Below are 15899 nucleotides of genomic sequence, written 5' to 3'. Positions count from 1 at the left end.
TTGAAGATGCAGCCCCAAAAGATACGCCGCCTGCGCATCGCGGACATCAATGTTGTGGACCACCCGACGCTGAAGAAGGCATTGGGCGGGACCATCGTCGGCAACACCATGGAATGGTACGACGTCGGTGTGTTCGGTTATCTGATCACCACCATGGGCCCGGTGTTCCTGCCCGAAGCGGACAAGGCGGTGCAGAACCTGTTCCTGCTCGGGACCTTCGGCGCCACGTTCATCGCCCGGCCCCTAGGCGGCATTTTCTTCGGCTGGCTGGGCGATAAGATCGGCCGGCAGAAGGTTCTGGCCATGACCCTGATGATGATGGCGGCGGCCACCTTCGTCGTCGGGCTTCTGCCGGGCTACGCGGTCCTGGGCATCTTGGCCGCCGTCCTTCTGGTGGTCACCAAACTGGTGCAGGGGTTCTCCACCGGCGGCGAGTATTCGGGAGCCACCACGTTCGTTTGTGAACATTCCCCGGACAACCGCCGCGGCTTCTTCGTCAGCTTCCTGGACATGGGCAGCTACCTCGGCTTCGCGCTGGGCGCCGCACTGGTATCCGCGCTTCAGTTGATCCTTGGGCAGCCGCAGATGGAAGCCTGGGGGTGGCGCATCCCGTTCCTGATCGCGGGTCCGCTGGGCATCGTGGCCATCTACTTCCGCATGAAGATCGAGGAGTCGCCCGCCTTCAAAGCCACGCAGGAGGCGGAAGCCGTGGCCGCCAGCCACCACGAGACAGGCGACGACCTGCGCCCCGTCGGCCCGTTGGGGATCTTCAAGGACCACTGGCGCCGCATCGTGCTGGCCATGATCCTCGTGGCCGCCGGCAACACCGTGGGCTATGCGCTCACGTCCTACATGCCCACGTACCTCACCACCAACAAGGGCTACGACGAGATCCATGGCACGCTGCTGACCGTTCCGGTGTTGGTGGCCATGTCGCTCTGCATTCCGCTGACGGGCCGCCTCTCGGACAGGATCGGCCGCCGCCCGGTGCTGTGGATCGGGGCCGTCAGCACGGTGGTCCTGGCGCTTCCCGCGTTCCTGCTGATCTCGGTGGGCACCGTTCCCGCCACGCTCGCCGGCCTGTCCATGGTCGCATTTCCGGTGGCGTTCTTTGTTGCCATTCTCGCGTCGGCGCTGCCGGCACTGTTCCCCACAGCGCACCGATACTCTGCCATGGGCATCGCCTACAACTTCGCGGTGGCGATCTTCGGCGGCACCGCCCCGTTCATTATCGCGGCCCTCATCCAGGCGACCGGCAATGACCTGATGCCGGCGTTCTACCTCATGGCGACGTCGGCCGTCGCGGCGGTCGCCATCTACTTCCTGCCGGAGTCCGCCCGCCGGCACCTGCCCGGGTCGATGCCCAGCGTGGACTCGGACGAGGCAGCCCGCGAACTGGTGGCCACCCAGGATGAGAACCCGCTGCTGGACATGGACAGCCTGCCGTTCGACAGCAGCTACGAAGCTGCACGGGCGTCGCACTCCGGTAAGCCGGGCACGACGACGGGTGGTTGAGTGAGCGGGCCTGGCTGAGTCAGCCGCGGCTTTCCAGCACTGCCTGCAGTTTCTCGAACGACTCCGTCCAGCCGCCGCGGTGCAGGGCCAGCCGCTCCTCCGTCAGGAACGGCCCCTGCGAGAGCGCCAGCCGCGTGCCGCTGCCGGCAGCCTGGAGGGAGAGGTCGACGACGGTCTTCCGGTCGTCCGGCGTGGGTTCCTCCCATTCGAAGGTGTACACGAGGCGCCAGGGCGGATCGACTTCGAGGAACTCGCCCGAGAGGTGGAACGGTTCGCCGTCCGGCGGTGCCATCCGGAAGCGGTAGCGGCCGCCCTCCGTGAGGCTGAGCTCGACGGCGAGAATGGTGAAGCCGTGCGGACCCCACCACTGCGCCAGTTCGGCCGGCTCCGTCAGCATCCTGAAGATCCCTTCCGGAGGAGCAGCAAACGTGCTCTCCAGGTTCAGGACCAGCGCGCCGGTTTCCGCGTTCCCGGTTTCCTCGGTCATTGCTCAACTCTGGCACCCGGCGGACGCTGACGGAAGGGCAGCGGACCAACCCCGTCAGCTTGCCAGCGTCAGGATCTTCCCGTCTGCCAGGGCCTTCCGGGACAGCGTTTTGTAGCCTTCCCGCTCGAACAGCACCGTGATGGTGTCCTCCCCGTGCCGCATCACCAGGCCCGGCCCCCATTCCTTATGTACAACTGAGGCCTGGAGCGGAAAAGGGTCACCGCCCGCGGCGGCCGCTGCGGCGTCGTCGTAATCCTCCGCGTAGGCGGAGCCGTCGGTGCAGGTATCGCAATTGCCGCAGGGTTCGGGGAGGTCCTCGCCGAAGTAGCCCAGCAGGAACTGGCGCCGGCAGGCGCGGGTCTCTGCGTAGCCGCGCATCATTTCGATGCGGGAGCGGTCCACCCGCTGGCGTGCTTCGGCATGTTCGACGGCGCGTTCCACCACCGCGGGCAGCCTGGCTCCCGCGTCCAGCCGGACGCCGCGCTTGCCGGTGCGGACGGCGCGGGTTTCCTGCAGCTGGTTCAGCAGTCCGGTGAGCCTGCGCGGGGAGAAGCCGGTCTGCGCGGCCAGGGCCTTCTGCTTCACCGGCCCGCCGGCGGCGCGCAGTGCCTGGAGGACGGCAAGGAGCGATTCCTCGTCCGGGGCATGGGTGCCGAAGAACTTGCGCAGGCCCAGGTCCTCGGAGCGGTAGTGGAGGACGGCGGCGGCGGGTTGCCCGTCCCGCCCGGAACGGCCGATCTCCTGGTAGTAGCTGTCCAGCGAGTCGGGGATGTCCGCGTGGATGACGAAGCGGACGTTGGGTTTGTCGATGCCCATGCCGAAGGCCGTGGTGGCCACAACCACGTCGAGCTCGTCGTCCAGGAACTGCTGGTGGACGCGGTCCCGCTCGCCCTGTTTCCGGCCGGCGTGGTACGCCTCGGCGCGCAGGCCCAGGGCCGTGAGCTCGGCGGCGTAGGCCTCGGTGTCCTTCCGGGTGGCGGCATACAGCAGCCCGGGACCCTTGAGCTCCGCCACCTGCCGGGTTACGGCGCGGCGCTTGTCCTTGTCCTTGTGGTGGCGGACCACCTCCAGCCGGATGCTGGGCCGGTCGAAGCCGTGCACCAGGACCACCGGGTCCATCATCCGCAGGCGCTGCTGGATTTCGTCGCGCACCGGGGGAGAGGCGGTGGCGGTGAGGCCGACGACGGGCGGGTTACCCAGGTGATCGCGGACCTCGCCGAGGCGCAGGTAGTCGGGGCGGAAGTCGTGGCCCCAGGAGGAGACGCAGTGAGCTTCGTCCACCACGAGCAGCGGGATGTCCAGGGCCGCGAGCCGTTCGACTGTTTCGGTCTTGGCGAGCTGTTCGGGGGCGAGGAAGACGAAGACGGCGTCGCCGTTTTCGGCGGCTTCCCAGGCGGCGTTGTTTTCGGCATCGCTGTGGCCGGAGTTGATGGCGACGGCGGCCTGCCCGCCGAGCGTCTCGACGAGCCCGTCCAGCTGGTCCTCCTGCAGGGCGATCAGCGGGGAAACCACGACGGCGGGACCCCGCCTTGGGCTGTTCCGGTGCAGTTGGAGCGCGGCCACCTGGTAGATGGCCGACTTGCCGTAGCCGGTGGGCATCACGGCGAGGACGTCCCCGCCGGCGACGAGGGCGCGCATTCCGGCCAGCTGGCCGGCGCGGAGGCACGGGAGTCCGAAGGTGTCTGCCGCGAGCCGGCGGAGGCCGGCATCGGGATCCGGGGTGGTGCCAGTGCTGGAAACTGTTTCGGTGCCCGGGACAGTCCCGGTGGGGACTGCGGGGGCGGGGGCCTTGGCCATGACGGCAGCTCCGTGGGGTGCGATCCGGCGGCCGGGCGTCTTCAGCCGAGGGTGCCAGCATAACGTGGCGAGGGCCCACCTCGTGGGGCTGCCGAAACCGTGCTGCGGGCTGCCGCAACTACACCGCGGCCAGCGCAAACCAGAATGTTACAAACATCCTGGGGATTAGCTCAAGGCTCCATCAAGGTTGGGCGAAGATCTCCGCAGTTTCCCGGAGTGCCGGACCGCGGGGAAATACGCTTCTGATTAGCAACATTTCGGCTTTAGAAAAAAGGCCCGGCCATCGCCGGGCCTTTGTTTATGGGGGCAACATTGTCGAATTACCAGACCCTTTTCGGTCCGTCACCTACCAGCGCGGGCCCCGGCCCGAGGCCGCCGCGCAAGCCGCGGGTTTCAACTTTCGTGGTGGGCGGCTTCACGGCCCTGTTTATGCTCATCGGGTGGTTCAGCAGCGGGCTTGGCGGCGCTCTGATCTTCCTGGCCATCTCTGCCGGCCTTACCGGCCTCTACGTGCTGGCGACCGGCCGCCGTTCCTGGGCGTGGCTGCCGGCCAAGCGGAAGGCGGGCGCCGTTGCGCTTGCCGTTTCCTTTGCCCTCTTTATCGCGGGTGGCTCAGTGGTGCCGCGGACGGATGACGGGAACGTCCAGGCCGCATCGTCGGAGAGCACGGCGTCGTCAGCCACAGCGGCGGCGAGCCCGACGGCGAAAGCCACGGTGACGCCGCCGTCCGCTCCCACCGTCCAGGAGACGGGCGCCCCGCTGGATCCCGAAAGCCCGTACCTGTTGGCGCAGGGCGCCAGCGTGACGGCGCCGAAGACGCAGCCTGCGTTCGCCACCAAGGCGATCGACCTGCTGGCCACCCTGCCGATCAAGGGCAGGGCGCCGAAGACGGGCTATGACCGCGCCCTGTTCGGGCAGGCCTGGGCGGACGTTGACCGCAACGGCTGCGACACCCGCAATGACATCCTCAAGCGCGACCTGACGGGCATCACGTACACCAACAGCGTGCCCTGCAAGGTGCAGTCCGGGACGCTGGCGGACCCGTACACCGGCACGAGCATCAAGTTCCTGCGGGGGAGTGCCACCAGCAGTGCCGTCCAGATCGACCATGTTGTGGCCCTGAGCGACGCCTGGCAGAAGGGCGCTCAGCAGCTGACCACCGAACAGCGGACAGCCTTCGCCAACGATCCGCTGAACCTTCAGGCGACGGACGGCCCCACGAACATCAAAAAGGGCGACGGCGACGCCGCCACCTGGCTGCCGCCGAACAAGGCCTTCCGCTGCGAGTACGTCGCCCGGCAGATTTCGGTGAAGGCCACCTACAGCCTGTGGGTCACGCAGGCGGAGCACGATGCGATGGCCAGGATCCTGGCCGACTGCTCGGGCCAGCTCGCGCCGACCAACGAGCAGGCGCCGGTGGCCGCAGCCCCGGCACCTGCTCCGGCAGCCGTGGCCCCCGCCCCGTTTGTGGCGGTGCCTGCCCCGGCAGCACCCGCGCCGGCCGCTGCTGTGCCGGCTCCTGTTGCTCCCGCACCTGTTGTCCCGGTCCCGCTTCCGGTCGCACCGGCCCCGGCTGCCGCGTACTACGCCAACTGCGCGGCAGCGAAAGCCGCAGGTGCCGCGCCGCTGTACGCCGGCTCAGCGGGCTACCGCCCGGCGCTGGACCGCGACCGCGACGGCATCGCCTGCGAAAGCTAGACCATCCACATCACTTCACAGTTTCAAACATTCCAAGGGGGAAAAATGAAGAAGACACTGGCACTTGTTGTGCTGACCGGGCTCATGCTGACCGGATGCGGTGGCAAGCAGGCGGCATCGTCCGCAACCGCCGTTGCAGAAGTCTCAGACGCTGTCACGGTTCCAAGCGTGATGGGCCTGACCCTGGATAAAGCCACGGATCAACTGGAAGACCTCGGGCTCAAGGTCAAGGCGGAGGACACCGTCGACGGCAAAATGATCATGTCCAAGAAGAACTGGCAGGTGACGTCCCAGGACCCAACGGAGGGCACGAAGGTGGCGAAGGACTCCACCGTGCACCTCCGCGTCAAGAACCTCGAAAAGGAGGCGGCGGAAAAGGCTGCCGCGGACAAGGCGGCTGCTGAGAAGGCTGCGGCGGAAAAAGCTGCAGCGGACAAGGTTGCGGCTGACAAAGCTGCGGCGGACAAGGCGGCTGCAGATGCGGCCGCGGCCGCTGCGGCGGCCGCGAAGTTGGCGGCCGAACAGGCTGCGGCGCGGCAGGCCGTCCCGCAGGCACCGGCACCTGCGCCGGTTGCTCCCGCTGCGCCCGCACCCGCGCCGGTAGCCCCGGTGCCGGGCACCGCCTACTACGCCAGCTGCGCCGATGCGAAGGCAGCAGGCGCCGCGCCGATCTACGCCGGTCAGCCCGGCTACCGTGCCGGTCTTGACCGCGATAACGACGGCACGGCCTGCGATAAATAATCGGCGCTTTCCGGAGCAGCTGTTCTGCCGTGGTTACTTCCTTCTCTGAAAGGTAACCACGGCAGCCGGCTTTAAGGACAAAGACTCTTTTTCGGACAGGTGAACTAGTGCACTGTCTCCCTCTGCCGTGGCTCTGGTTCGCGCTCCTGAGGACTTAGTATCGAGTCGGATTTGAGCGCAAGCAGCCCTGAAAGCAGTGCCGCGACCAAGATTGACGCAAACGCCAAGGACGACGAAACACCCATGAGGTACGTGGCAGCCGTGAGGCTGAGGGGGCTGGAAACCGTTTCAAGAAACTGGACGGCCGTCATGGTCTTACCGAGATCAGTGGAAGCAATCTGTTGGTGGATAAGGGACGTGCGCCCCACAGTCCAGGCAATCCCTCCGGTGCAAACGATAACGAGAGCACTGGCCACAGCGATCCACGAAGGGACGAAGAAGAGCAACGAGCCCCCAGCCATGAGCCACGAGGAACGCTGCATGAGAATGTTTGGACGCCAGCTTGAAAACAGCCCGGACAGGATTGATCCGCAAAACAGGCCGGCGGCCGCGGCTGCACCCACAATCCCCACTTCGGTAGTTGAGCCGCCCAGGCCAGCGGAGGTTTGGAAGATAGCCAGGGTTGAGAGAGGCGCGGACAGAAACCCGATCAGGATGACTGTCCCGGCGAAACGCCACCAGCCGTGCAATTGAGAGAGTCTCCTGTACCCTGCGGAAAGCTCTTGAATAAAGCCTGGCCGATCGGGCGCGCTGCCTGGACGGTCCGGCCACGGCAGGAAGTTCATGATCAACGCGATGACGGTGAAAGAGACAGCGTCCACGGCCAGCAACCACCAGGGACCCCAGACAGCACTCAAAGCTCCGCCGATGGCCGGCCCCACGATGGAAGCCGATGTCCATGCCGTCGAGACTGATGCATTGAACTTTGCTGTGCCGTCGCCATACATTTTCGGGATGGCAACGAAGGTTGCGGTTCTGGCGAACATGTCGAGGCTGCCGCGCAGGAAGGCGCCGAGTACAAGAACCCAGAATGGCGTGTGCCACGGCCCGATAAGGAGTGCCATAGCTGCAACCACCAGCGCCTGACCCCAATATCCAATGTGGGTCATGGTGCGCGGCGACATACGGTCGGCCAGTCCTCCGATGAGCACTCCGGGAAAGGCCTTTGGCAGCTGGGATGCGACGGCAACGATGGACATCTGAGCAAGGCTGCCGCTCGTTTGAAGCACGATGAGCGGCAGGGCGATGTTGTACGCGCCGCCGCCAAGCGAATTAACCCACATTCCCGTCAGGTGCAGACGCCGCTGCCATGGCTTTGCTGGAGACAATTTACTTTCCTTGGTACGCGTGGAGGATGGTGGCAAGATCGGACTGCTTTTCTACTGAGGTCAGTAGCCATTGCATGGCGGGAGCCTGCCAAAAGCTGATGTTCCAGGTACGGGCAACCATCACGTGGAAGAGGGTGGTGCAGCATGGGACCAGGATCCGCCATCTTCCGGGAAGAACGAGGGCGAGAGGCAGGGCGAGTAATTCGAGGAAGGGAATTGCCCGGGTAATGATTCGAACGGGCCGGGCAAATCTCTCCTGGGCAAAGGGATGGCTCCCAGATGCCCCTAAATGCGAGTGGTAGATGTGATTGGCATCCCCGCGTCGGACCCAGGCGTCGAAGCCGTGGATCAGTTTGGACAGGCCAGCTTGGGTGTAGGGCAGATACAGAGCTACACGTGACACTGAGAGCGGCAAATTTGCGAGCCGCGGGTCGGTCTTCGCGGAGTGGGGCCACTGGCTTACGGCAAGGACCGCCTCGATAAACGTGTCATAGGGCCATCGGCCCGGAAGGGACCGGGCATCAGCGGCACGAGTTCCAAGAAAGACCCCCAGGGCTGCCCGCCGGAGCCAGGAAGGGTGCTTTGAATCGGAACTCGTGAATACCTCGCTCGCCGCTGCTGCCAGTAGCAAGCCGGCTGCAATGCCTTGAGTCCCCGGGATGTGGGGGAAAGTGGAATCGCGACCCGAAGTCGCGGCCGGAGGATCGAGGGCAGCCTTGTAGTCGCGCATAGCAGCTGGGCCTGGTCGTAATGTGACTGCCACTGCGGCGACGATCCACAATGCGGCAGTGCGTGCCTGCCGCAAACTTGCTGGCTTACTGCGCATCTGATGGAACATAGGTATACACGACTTCCCTTTCCTGGGGCATTCCCCGCACGGTGGTCTCGACCCAGATTTCCATCCTGGATAGGGGGACGTTGGGTAGATTTGCGGGCGCTCTAACCTCGTCAAATGACCTCCACCGATCCCTGCGCAGTCTGCGGAGAATCCTTTGGCACAGGACTTGTTTCGGATGGTCCTCGTCGCCCATGAAAACGTCGGCAAACACTGCCCCGGCCCGGAAGAACTGGGTCGGAATGCAGTTTGCGGGCCCGCAGGCTACTACCGTTCCGTCTGAAAGGTGGAACTCGACGGCGAAACGGGAGAGGCGGTCGCCGAACTTCGCATTGAACATGTTGTTGGATGCAATGGGCCAGAAGTTCCTGTTGGCAACGGTCGACACCAGTGAAGCGACCGTAAACGCCCCGGCCAGTGCGACCAGTGCCTTGCTGCTGTTGACGTCAGGTGCACGCAGCACAGTGGATATTCCTGGCGAAGTCTTCAAATTCCGACGACAGTTCCAGTGAGTCAAAGACCAGTCTCCGACCATCCAGCTGCGTCGAGCCGGTAAGCAGATAGCGGAACACTTCCATGGCGGCAATCGACGCCACGATGGAATTGAGCGGGCCGAAGCTGGGCGCCTGGTAGGCCGAGTTGAAATTTGTCGTAGTGAGGGACGCCGTGGAGTTCGTCCGTCCGTCGTTATCCGTTGCCGCGCACAGCAGACATGGAGTTTCGCCCGGCCTGACGACCGGCCCCACCACTCCACGCGTGTCCTGGTAACCGGCACAGGTAAACGGAGTTCCGGAAATAATGGACGCTTCGTTGGACCACTCGAGCACTTCCTGGGGAGTATCGGCGGATACAACTACGAAGTCTGAATCGTGAAAGATCGGCAGGAGGTCCTCGACGCCTGAGATCATTGACGGGACTTCGATCGTGTTGACTTCGGGCGCTCGAAGCGAAAGATTCTTTGCAGCCGCTTCGATCTTCGATTTGCCGACGTCCTGGGCGGTGAAGAGATACTGCCGGGTGAGGTTGCTTTTCTCGACGGAATCTCCGTCCACCAGCACGATGGAACCGACCCCGGCCGTTGCGAGCTGCATGGCCACGTTGGTTCCGATGCCGCCGACGCCGATGAGCGCTACCGTTCGTGTGCGGAGCAAGTCACTGGCTCCCGGGCCTGTGCCGTGAGCCAGCGCGAAGTACAGATCATGGCGGCTGTATTGCCCTGAAAGGTCAATCCTGTAGGGCACCAAAATTTCGGCGTCGATGAGTTCCTCGATGACTTGCCCGGAGCTTTCGCCAAGCAGTAGTTGGGCCTCATTGCCCAGTTCATCGAGTGTGCGCGGTTGCGATGCAAATCCAAGCAATTCCGCCAGCCCGTCTGGTGCATCTTCAATTTCGATTGCATTGGGTGGTGCCAATCCGATGTGCACGGAGGTGTCACTTGTGACGACGGGAAGCGACTGCTTGAGGGAGTAGGTCGTGGCTGCCAATACTTGCCTCCAATTAGGAGTGGGGACCACGCAATGCGTGGTCCCCACTAATTTTTCTTGGTTCAGTTGAACACGAAGTTCAGCTTGGAACGGCGCTTGGTCAGTCGCTTGAGCTTCAGCACGTGGGTCACTCCTCTAGGTTTATCAATTTGTTGGACGGATTGAATCTACGACATCTGTCACAGATTTGACAAGCCTGTTGACTAGAAATTCTTTGTATGCCGAATCGTGTTACAAGCGTAGGTTGGAACGCGTATAGAGTCGTGTGCATGTTTGAACTTGTTGTCCCGGATACATCCTTCTACCCGTCGTTTGCCGAGTCTCACCGTGAGTGGGGCGGCGCTCACCAGGACGGTGCCGGCCTGTTGCCAGACGACGACGTCACCAGCCCGGAGGGGTTCGCCGAGTGGGTCCAAAGACTCTCGCATGCTGAACGGGCTGCCGAGGTGGGCGGCATTGTTCCTTGCACCTATCGCTGGATCACGGAGGGCTCGCGGTACGTGGGGGCGATTGCCTTCCGCCACTACCTCACCCCGGCCCTCCTGAATTTGGGCGGGCATATCGGATACGGGGTCCGGCCGTCCGATCGAGGGCGGGGGGCGGCATCGTGGGCTCTGCACGAAGTGTGTGCCCGTTTGGCTGCGCAGGAAGAGCATGATCGCGTTCTTCTGACCTGCGATGATGCAAATGCAGCGTCAGTCAGGACTATCGAGCGCTGTGGAGGCCTGCTCGAGGACGTGAGGATGGGCGGGAACGGGCGGCCATTTAGGCGCTACTGGATTGATGTGGCGCGGTCCTAAGTCAGACGGGGCTGGTGCGACTTCAAGCTAAAGCATCCGCGCCAAGAACGCCCCACGGTCCTGCGGGCGGGGTTCCAGTTCTGGATGCCCTCGGTGTCGTGCCGCATGCGGTCACGGTCACCAGCCGGACGCCCGCCTGGTCGGCTATGTCCAGCACCGTCCGTCCAGGTGCCGGGGACCCCAGTGACCGTGCATGTCCCGGCGCTAGTCCGTGGTCGTCTTCCCGCGGCGGACGTGTCGGTGGTGCAGCTCGTAGCTGTCGAACACATCGGCGGATGTGGTTCCGGAATGGCCGAATTTGCCGCGCAGGACTTCCGCGAGACCGTCAAGGGCCGCGTGGAGCATCCGTCCGGCGAACTGCAGTTCAGGGCTCTCGCTGCGCTGGGCGTCGAATGCCAGCTCCTGGGCGAAGGCAACTGTGGCCGGAAGGGAACCGCGCAGCTCCACTTCGCGGAAGTAATAGGTTTCGTGGAACGCCAGCAGGTCTATGCTCACCGAAGCCACGTTTCCGGCCATCGACTCCAGCAGCCCGGCGGCGTGCTTGGGGTCCAGCGACGATACGCCCGCCGGGCCTGCGGCTTCCCTGAACAGGTTCAGTTCGTGGGCGAGGGCACGACGGCGGTTCAGGGCCGGGTACGTCTGCAGGATCCAGGTGACCGTTGCTGTCAGCAAGCCGAAACCGGTGACGGCCTGGAGGGCCACAACCAGCCTGAGTAGCGGATGCACCGCCACAATGTCGCCGAACCCCACGGTGGAGAGGGTGACCAGGGAGATGTAGAGGGCTTCGGCGAAGTCGGCCCGCAGGGGAACGCCGGCGCCGTAGACAAAACCCTCCGTCAGATGGGGCAGGTAGAGCAGGGCCCAGCCGATGGCGGCGAGGCTTGCCCAGGCGCCGATGACAGCGGCCATCGCCAAGGGGGCTGCGATGAAGGAGCCCCGGCCCCGAAGTTTTCTCGAGACCAGCCAGAATCCGCGGATGATCGTCCGGCCCAGAGGGCCGGAACCGTGCGGATAAAGCAGCGTGCGGAAGACGTCGACGATCATCAGCAGAACCAGGCCGGCCCCCAAAACCGTCCAGAGCGTGTCCTCGAAGTCCATGGCCTCATCTTAGGGGCCGCATGCTTCCTGAGGAGCAGCAAGCATGCAACTATCAAAGTGCCGGCAGCCCGTGGGCGCGTCTACGGCCAAGGTTCCCTCGCAGAGGGGCCGGAACGACGTCAAGGGGGAGCGTTGTGGGTGGAGTAGCTCGTTCGAAGGATAGGGCCCTGCCGCGCTGGGCCAGCACCGCCGTCGTCGTCTATTTGTCGGTGACGTTTGCCGTAGTGGCAGCAGTGCTGCTTGGCAGCGGCTTGTTACTGGACCTGGACGCCGGGTTCAAGGAGGGCCTGTTGCTCGCCATGGTGGTGCTAACGCTGCCCGTGTCGTTCGCACTTTTCGTCATCGGCACCTTTGACACCAGCGCCGTATTGGGCCTGACCACGGTTCTCTACTATTTCGGATACTTCGTCCTTGCGCTGGTCAACGCGGGCCTCTTCCGATGGATTGTCCTGAGCGCCCGGAAGCGCAAACTGGTTCCGGCCGCCGGCATGCCCGCCGGCATGGCCCACGCCACGCCCCAGTATCCGAGGGAGAAATTGCGCGGGATAACCCCGGACGTCAGAAAGCTCTGGTGGGCCGTGCCGGTGGCGGTCCTGCTAAGTCTTCCGCAGTGGATGGTGGCGGGTTTTGCCTGGTGCGGGATCAGCGGTTGCAGCGGCGGAGGCTTCGGGGTGGCCACCGGGTCCGAGTGGATCGCGGTGATCCTGAGCGCAGCCAACGGCGTGATCCTGGCTGTAGCCGTGTTCGCGGTGCGCTGGCTGTATCCCACCGGCAAACGTGCCCTCATTGCCCTGGCGGCCGGGACGCTGTTTGGCCTGCTGGGCGCTGCAGTCACCCACGGGTAGCGCGTCAGCAGCTAGATGGGGTTGCCGAACTCGCGGATCGTCATTCCGGTGAAGTTGGCCGGGCCGCCGTCGGCGTAGAACGAGATGCCGGTGTCGCCGTCGGCGAAGTGCACTTGCTGCGAAATCACCGTGTGCCCGGCGTTCACGAACACTTCGACGCTCTGCGTGTCAACGAAGATGCGCAGGTGCACCGACCGTGCGTTGGCGTCGATCGGCGCGGCAGCACGCGAGTAGGGCGCGAGCGCGAAGCCGCTCTGGTCCGAGGGCGCGCGGTCCACGTACAGCTCGCCGCCATACTTGCCAACGTTCGTGTGGCGCAGGCCGTCCGGGGAGCGGCCCACCGAGACTCCGACGTTAGCAGCCGCGTCCCAGGAGATGTCGAGCTCCAGCTCGTAGGCGCGCCCGTTCCACGGCAGCACGGAGCTGCCGTTGACCGTGCGGTCGGGCAGTGTGGTGGTGGCGGTGACGTAGCCCGACAACGCTTCGACGGGCGTACTGAGCAAGCTGTACCAGCCGCCGGATTGATGCTCCAGCCGCAGTTCCCGCACGATCGAGTTCTGCCCGTTGTACCCGTCGGACGCATCGGTGGGCACGTCGCGGGCCGCGTACTTCCAGTTGTTCATCCAGGCGACGGCGAGGCGCTTTGTCTCCGGCGCCTCGACCGACGGCCACGTCACGGCGGCGTACCAGTCCCAGCCCCAGTCGAGCCACTGCGGTGTGAGGTTGCCGGTGATGAACGCCGTGCCGTTCCAGGTGCCCGTCCAATACGCGAAGGTCATCGGCAGGCCCACGGTGTAGGCATCCATGCTCGCGCCGAGCACCCAATGCCGTGTGCCGTCGCCGGCGGTCATCTCGAACAGGTCCGGGCACTCGATCCCGCCGAGGGCGTGGTTCGGGTAGTCGAAGTTGGATTTCCACTGCCAGTCCCGCAGGTTCGGCGAGGTGTAAAAGGCCGCGTAGCGCGCCCGCCCGATCACGCACACCCATTCGCTGCGTACCGCGTCCCAGTGGATCTTGGGGTCGCGGAACCACTCTGCGTTGTCGATCTCTGCGGGTGTGGTGGCCGTGCGGCCGTCCGTGTTGACGATCACCGGGTCGGGGAGCGCCGTGAAGGTGTAGCCGCCGTCGGTGGACCAGTAGAGGTACTGCTCCTGGTACTTGCGGATCCCGCCGGTGGGCTGTGTTGCGAGCGCGATCACCGCCCCCGCGCCGAAGCCGGCGGTGTTGGCGGTGTCCACGACGGCGGATCCGGACCACACCGGGAAATCGGGTTGCAGGGGCATCACCGTGCCGTGGTGGGTGAACGACACGCCATCGCTGGTGGTCGCGTGGTCCCAGCCGCCCTGGCCGTTGTTCTGCCCGGAGTGCAGGTAGTAGAGCTGGTGGGCGCCGTTGGTATAGACGGGGCGCTGCGGGTCGCACAGCCAGCCCGACGGGGGAGTCATATGAAAGACGGCCCGCAGGGATGACCGGGCATGCGCTGCAGCGGGGACGGCGCTGCTGGCGAAAAGCGTAAGGGCTCCGATGCCTGCGCCTTGCAGGGCAGTGCGTCGTGAGATGTCGTGCGTCATCAGGTGGTTCCTCTCATCGTTGAGGGGCGCGGACTCTTGCCGGCTACGCAGACGATAGTGCGATTCACCGATGGTGGTCAAGCGTTTAATCAAAATGGATCCGCCGCTGTGCCGGCGCGGCGCGGCTTGGCGGCTACACAAAAAAGAAAGTTTGCTAAAACGCTTGATCATCAAGCACAGTTGGCGCTAGGTTCATGGTGATCAAACGCTTTAGCAGATTGGACATCAGCGCAGATGAAACGCTCAGTCTTCTTCCAGCCCACCGATGGATGGGTTGGTGACCTTATCCCCTTCGAGAAGGACGGGGAGTTCTGGCTCTTCTACCTCCACGAAGTACGCTCGGACCCGAAACCCGGCACGTCATGGAACCTCGTCACCACCAAGGACCTCACGCAGTTCGAGGACCACGGCGTCGCCCTGCCGCACGGCACCGAGGACGACCTCGACTTCAACGCCTACACGGGCAGCATCGTGGTTGATGAAACCGGCATCCACCACCTGTTCTACACCGGGCAGAACCCGCGCAACCTGGGAGCGGACGGGGCGCCCCTCCAGCTGGTCATGCACGCCACAAGCACCGACGGAATGCAGTCCTGGACCAAGCATCCCGAACTCACTTTCGGCGCCCCCGACGGCTTCGAGTCCGGGGACTGGCGGGATCCGTTCGTGTTCCGGGATGAGAGCGCAGGCCGGTGGCGGATGCTGCTGGCGGCCCGGCACTCCGCCGGACCGGAACGGCGCCGCGGCGTCATCGCCCAGTGCGTCTCCACCGACCTGATGGCCTGGGAGTACGCGGAACCGTTCTGGGATCCGCGCCGCTACATCACGCATGAATGCCCGGACGTCTTCTCCTGGGACGGCTGGTGGTACATGGTCTACTCCGAGTTTTCCGAATCGTTTACCACCCGGTACCGCATGGCCAAGAGTCCCGACGGGCCGTGGACCGTTCCGGACCTGGACAGCATCGACGGCCGGGCGTTCTACGCCTCAAAGACGGCCGAACGGGACGGCCGCCGCTTCTTCTTCGGCTGGATCGCCAGCAAGGAAGGCAATTCCGACGACGGCGCCTGGCAGTGGGCGGGCACCATGTCTGTGCTGGAGGCCCGCCAGAACCCGGACGGAACGCTCGCGTTAGGCTTCGCTGACGAACTCGTGGACAGCTTCTGGGACGATGTCCCCGTTTCGTTGACGGGCGGGCTGCCTGCACGGCTGGACGCGCCGGACGGGTACACCGCCGTCGTATCCGACGAGGAACTGCCCGGCCAGTTCTATGCCAAGGCTGTGCTGGACATCGCCCCCGGCACCACAGAATGCGGGCTGCTGCTGCGCTCCAGCCAGGACGGGGACCACTCCTACATCCTGCGACTGGAACCGAAACGCGGCCGGCTCGTCTTCGACCGCTGGCCGCGGGCCATCACCGGAGACGCCCAATGGCACGTGTCCGGGGACGTCCCGTTCGACGTCGAACTGGAGCGCCCCTGCAAGCTCGCCCCCGGCCCCCACACCCTGGAGGTGATCGTCGACGGCGACCTGTGCGTCGCCGTCGTCGACCGGCAGGTGGCGCTCAGCACCCGGATCTACGACCTGCCCGCGGGACGGATCGGCCTTTTCGCCGGCGAAGGATCCGTCACCGTAACCGACCTTGAGATACGTAAACGCACCGACAACTGAACATCCCACCCCAATTACTGACCCAATCA

The 15899-nt window shown here is 64.8% G+C and carries 13 protein-coding genes; 6 read left to right on the top strand and 7 right to left on the bottom strand.

Translation table 11 applies throughout. The features are described 5' to 3' along the window. Positions 1–6 precede the first annotated feature (6 nt). A complete protein-coding gene (locus AC6JAC_RS17050; protein ID WP_497965683.1) occupies positions 7–1515 on the top strand; it encodes an MFS transporter in 1509 nt (502 codons plus the stop codon). Between the two features lie 19 nt (positions 1516–1534). Here the strand turns inward: AC6JAC_RS17050 and AC6JAC_RS17045 are convergent, their stop codons facing one another. Both AC6JAC_RS17045 and AC6JAC_RS17040 read right to left on the bottom strand, forming a co-directional pair. Next, positions 1535–2002, bottom strand: a complete 468-nt coding sequence (locus AC6JAC_RS17045; RefSeq protein WP_497965681.1) for an SRPBCC family protein — start codon at positions 2000–2002, stop codon at positions 1535–1537. A gap of 54 nt (positions 2003–2056) precedes the next feature. Continuing rightward, positions 2057–3799 carry a RecQ family ATP-dependent DNA helicase gene (locus AC6JAC_RS17040; RefSeq protein ID WP_497965679.1) on the bottom strand — a complete coding sequence of 581 codons (1743 nt, stop codon included), beginning with the start codon at positions 3797–3799 and terminating at the stop codon, positions 2057–2059. A 312-nt stretch (positions 3800–4111) separates the two neighbouring features. On the opposite strand from AC6JAC_RS17040, the gene AC6JAC_RS17035 reads away from it, so the two are divergent. Beyond that, the gene (locus AC6JAC_RS17035) at positions 4112–5497 is read left to right on the top strand and encodes a GmrSD restriction endonuclease domain-containing protein (RefSeq protein ID WP_497965677.1); all 1386 of its coding nucleotides are present in this window, start codon (positions 4112–4114) and stop codon (positions 5495–5497) included. A gap of 45 nt (positions 5498–5542) precedes the next feature. Further along, the gene (locus tag AC6JAC_RS17030) at positions 5543–6238 is read left to right on the top strand and encodes an excalibur calcium-binding domain-containing protein (RefSeq protein ID WP_497965675.1); all 696 of its coding nucleotides are present in this window, start codon (positions 5543–5545) and stop codon (positions 6236–6238) included. A gap of 104 nt (positions 6239–6342) precedes the next feature. On the opposite strand, the gene AC6JAC_RS17025 is transcribed toward AC6JAC_RS17030, so the two are convergent. The 3 genes from AC6JAC_RS17025 to AC6JAC_RS17015 all read right to left on the bottom strand — a co-directional run bounded on the left by AC6JAC_RS17025 (position 6343) and on the right by AC6JAC_RS17015 (position 9885). Continuing rightward, the gene (locus tag AC6JAC_RS17025; RefSeq protein ID WP_497965673.1) at positions 6343–7566 is read right to left on the bottom strand and encodes an MFS transporter; all 1224 of its coding nucleotides are present in this window, start codon (positions 7564–7566) and stop codon (positions 6343–6345) included. Between the two features lie 815 nt (positions 7567–8381). Then, positions 8382–8864, bottom strand: a complete 483-nt coding sequence (locus AC6JAC_RS17020; RefSeq protein WP_028272022.1) for a hypothetical protein — start codon at positions 8862–8864, stop codon at positions 8382–8384. After that, positions 8848–9885 (bottom strand): TOMM precursor leader peptide-binding protein, encoded by a 1038-nt coding sequence (locus AC6JAC_RS17015; protein ID WP_347896719.1) that lies wholly within the window; start codon positions 9883–9885, stop codon positions 8848–8850. Before AC6JAC_RS17015 ends, AC6JAC_RS17020 begins: the two co-directional genes overlap by 17 nt. Before the next feature lie 269 nt (positions 9886–10154). Between AC6JAC_RS17015 and AC6JAC_RS17010 the strand changes: the two genes are divergently transcribed. Next, positions 10155–10685 (top strand): GNAT family N-acetyltransferase, encoded by a 531-nt coding sequence (locus AC6JAC_RS17010; protein ID WP_497965670.1) that lies wholly within the window; start codon positions 10155–10157, stop codon positions 10683–10685. A gap of 204 nt (positions 10686–10889) precedes the next feature. Here AC6JAC_RS17010 and AC6JAC_RS17005 read toward each other — a convergent pair whose 3' ends face one another. Further along, positions 10890–11783, bottom strand: coding sequence for a potassium channel family protein (locus AC6JAC_RS17005; protein ID WP_497965668.1), 894 nt, complete (start codon positions 11781–11783; stop codon positions 10890–10892). A gap of 134 nt (positions 11784–11917) precedes the next feature. On the opposite strand from AC6JAC_RS17005, the gene AC6JAC_RS17000 reads away from it, so the two are divergent. Further along, the gene (locus AC6JAC_RS17000; protein ID WP_497965666.1) at positions 11918–12628 is read left to right on the top strand and encodes a hypothetical protein; all 711 of its coding nucleotides are present in this window, start codon (positions 11918–11920) and stop codon (positions 12626–12628) included. A gap of 11 nt (positions 12629–12639) precedes the next feature. Here the strand turns inward: AC6JAC_RS17000 and AC6JAC_RS16995 are convergent, their stop codons facing one another. Then, complete coding sequence (locus AC6JAC_RS16995) at positions 12640–14199, bottom strand: glycoside hydrolase family 32 protein (RefSeq protein ID WP_497965664.1); 1560 nt, start codon at positions 14197–14199, stop codon at positions 12640–12642. A 234-nt stretch (positions 14200–14433) separates the two neighbouring features. On the opposite strand from AC6JAC_RS16995, the gene AC6JAC_RS16990 reads away from it, so the two are divergent. Then, entirely contained in the window at positions 14434–15870 is a 1437-nt protein-coding gene (locus AC6JAC_RS16990; RefSeq protein ID WP_497965662.1) for a glycoside hydrolase, read from the top strand. Positions 15871–15899: the final 29 nt, after the last annotated feature.

This window comes from Arthrobacter sp. KUASC02 (assembly GCF_059739395.1).
The sequence above is the reverse complement of the archived record's forward strand: the minus strand, read 5'-3'. Positions and strand labels throughout refer to the sequence as shown.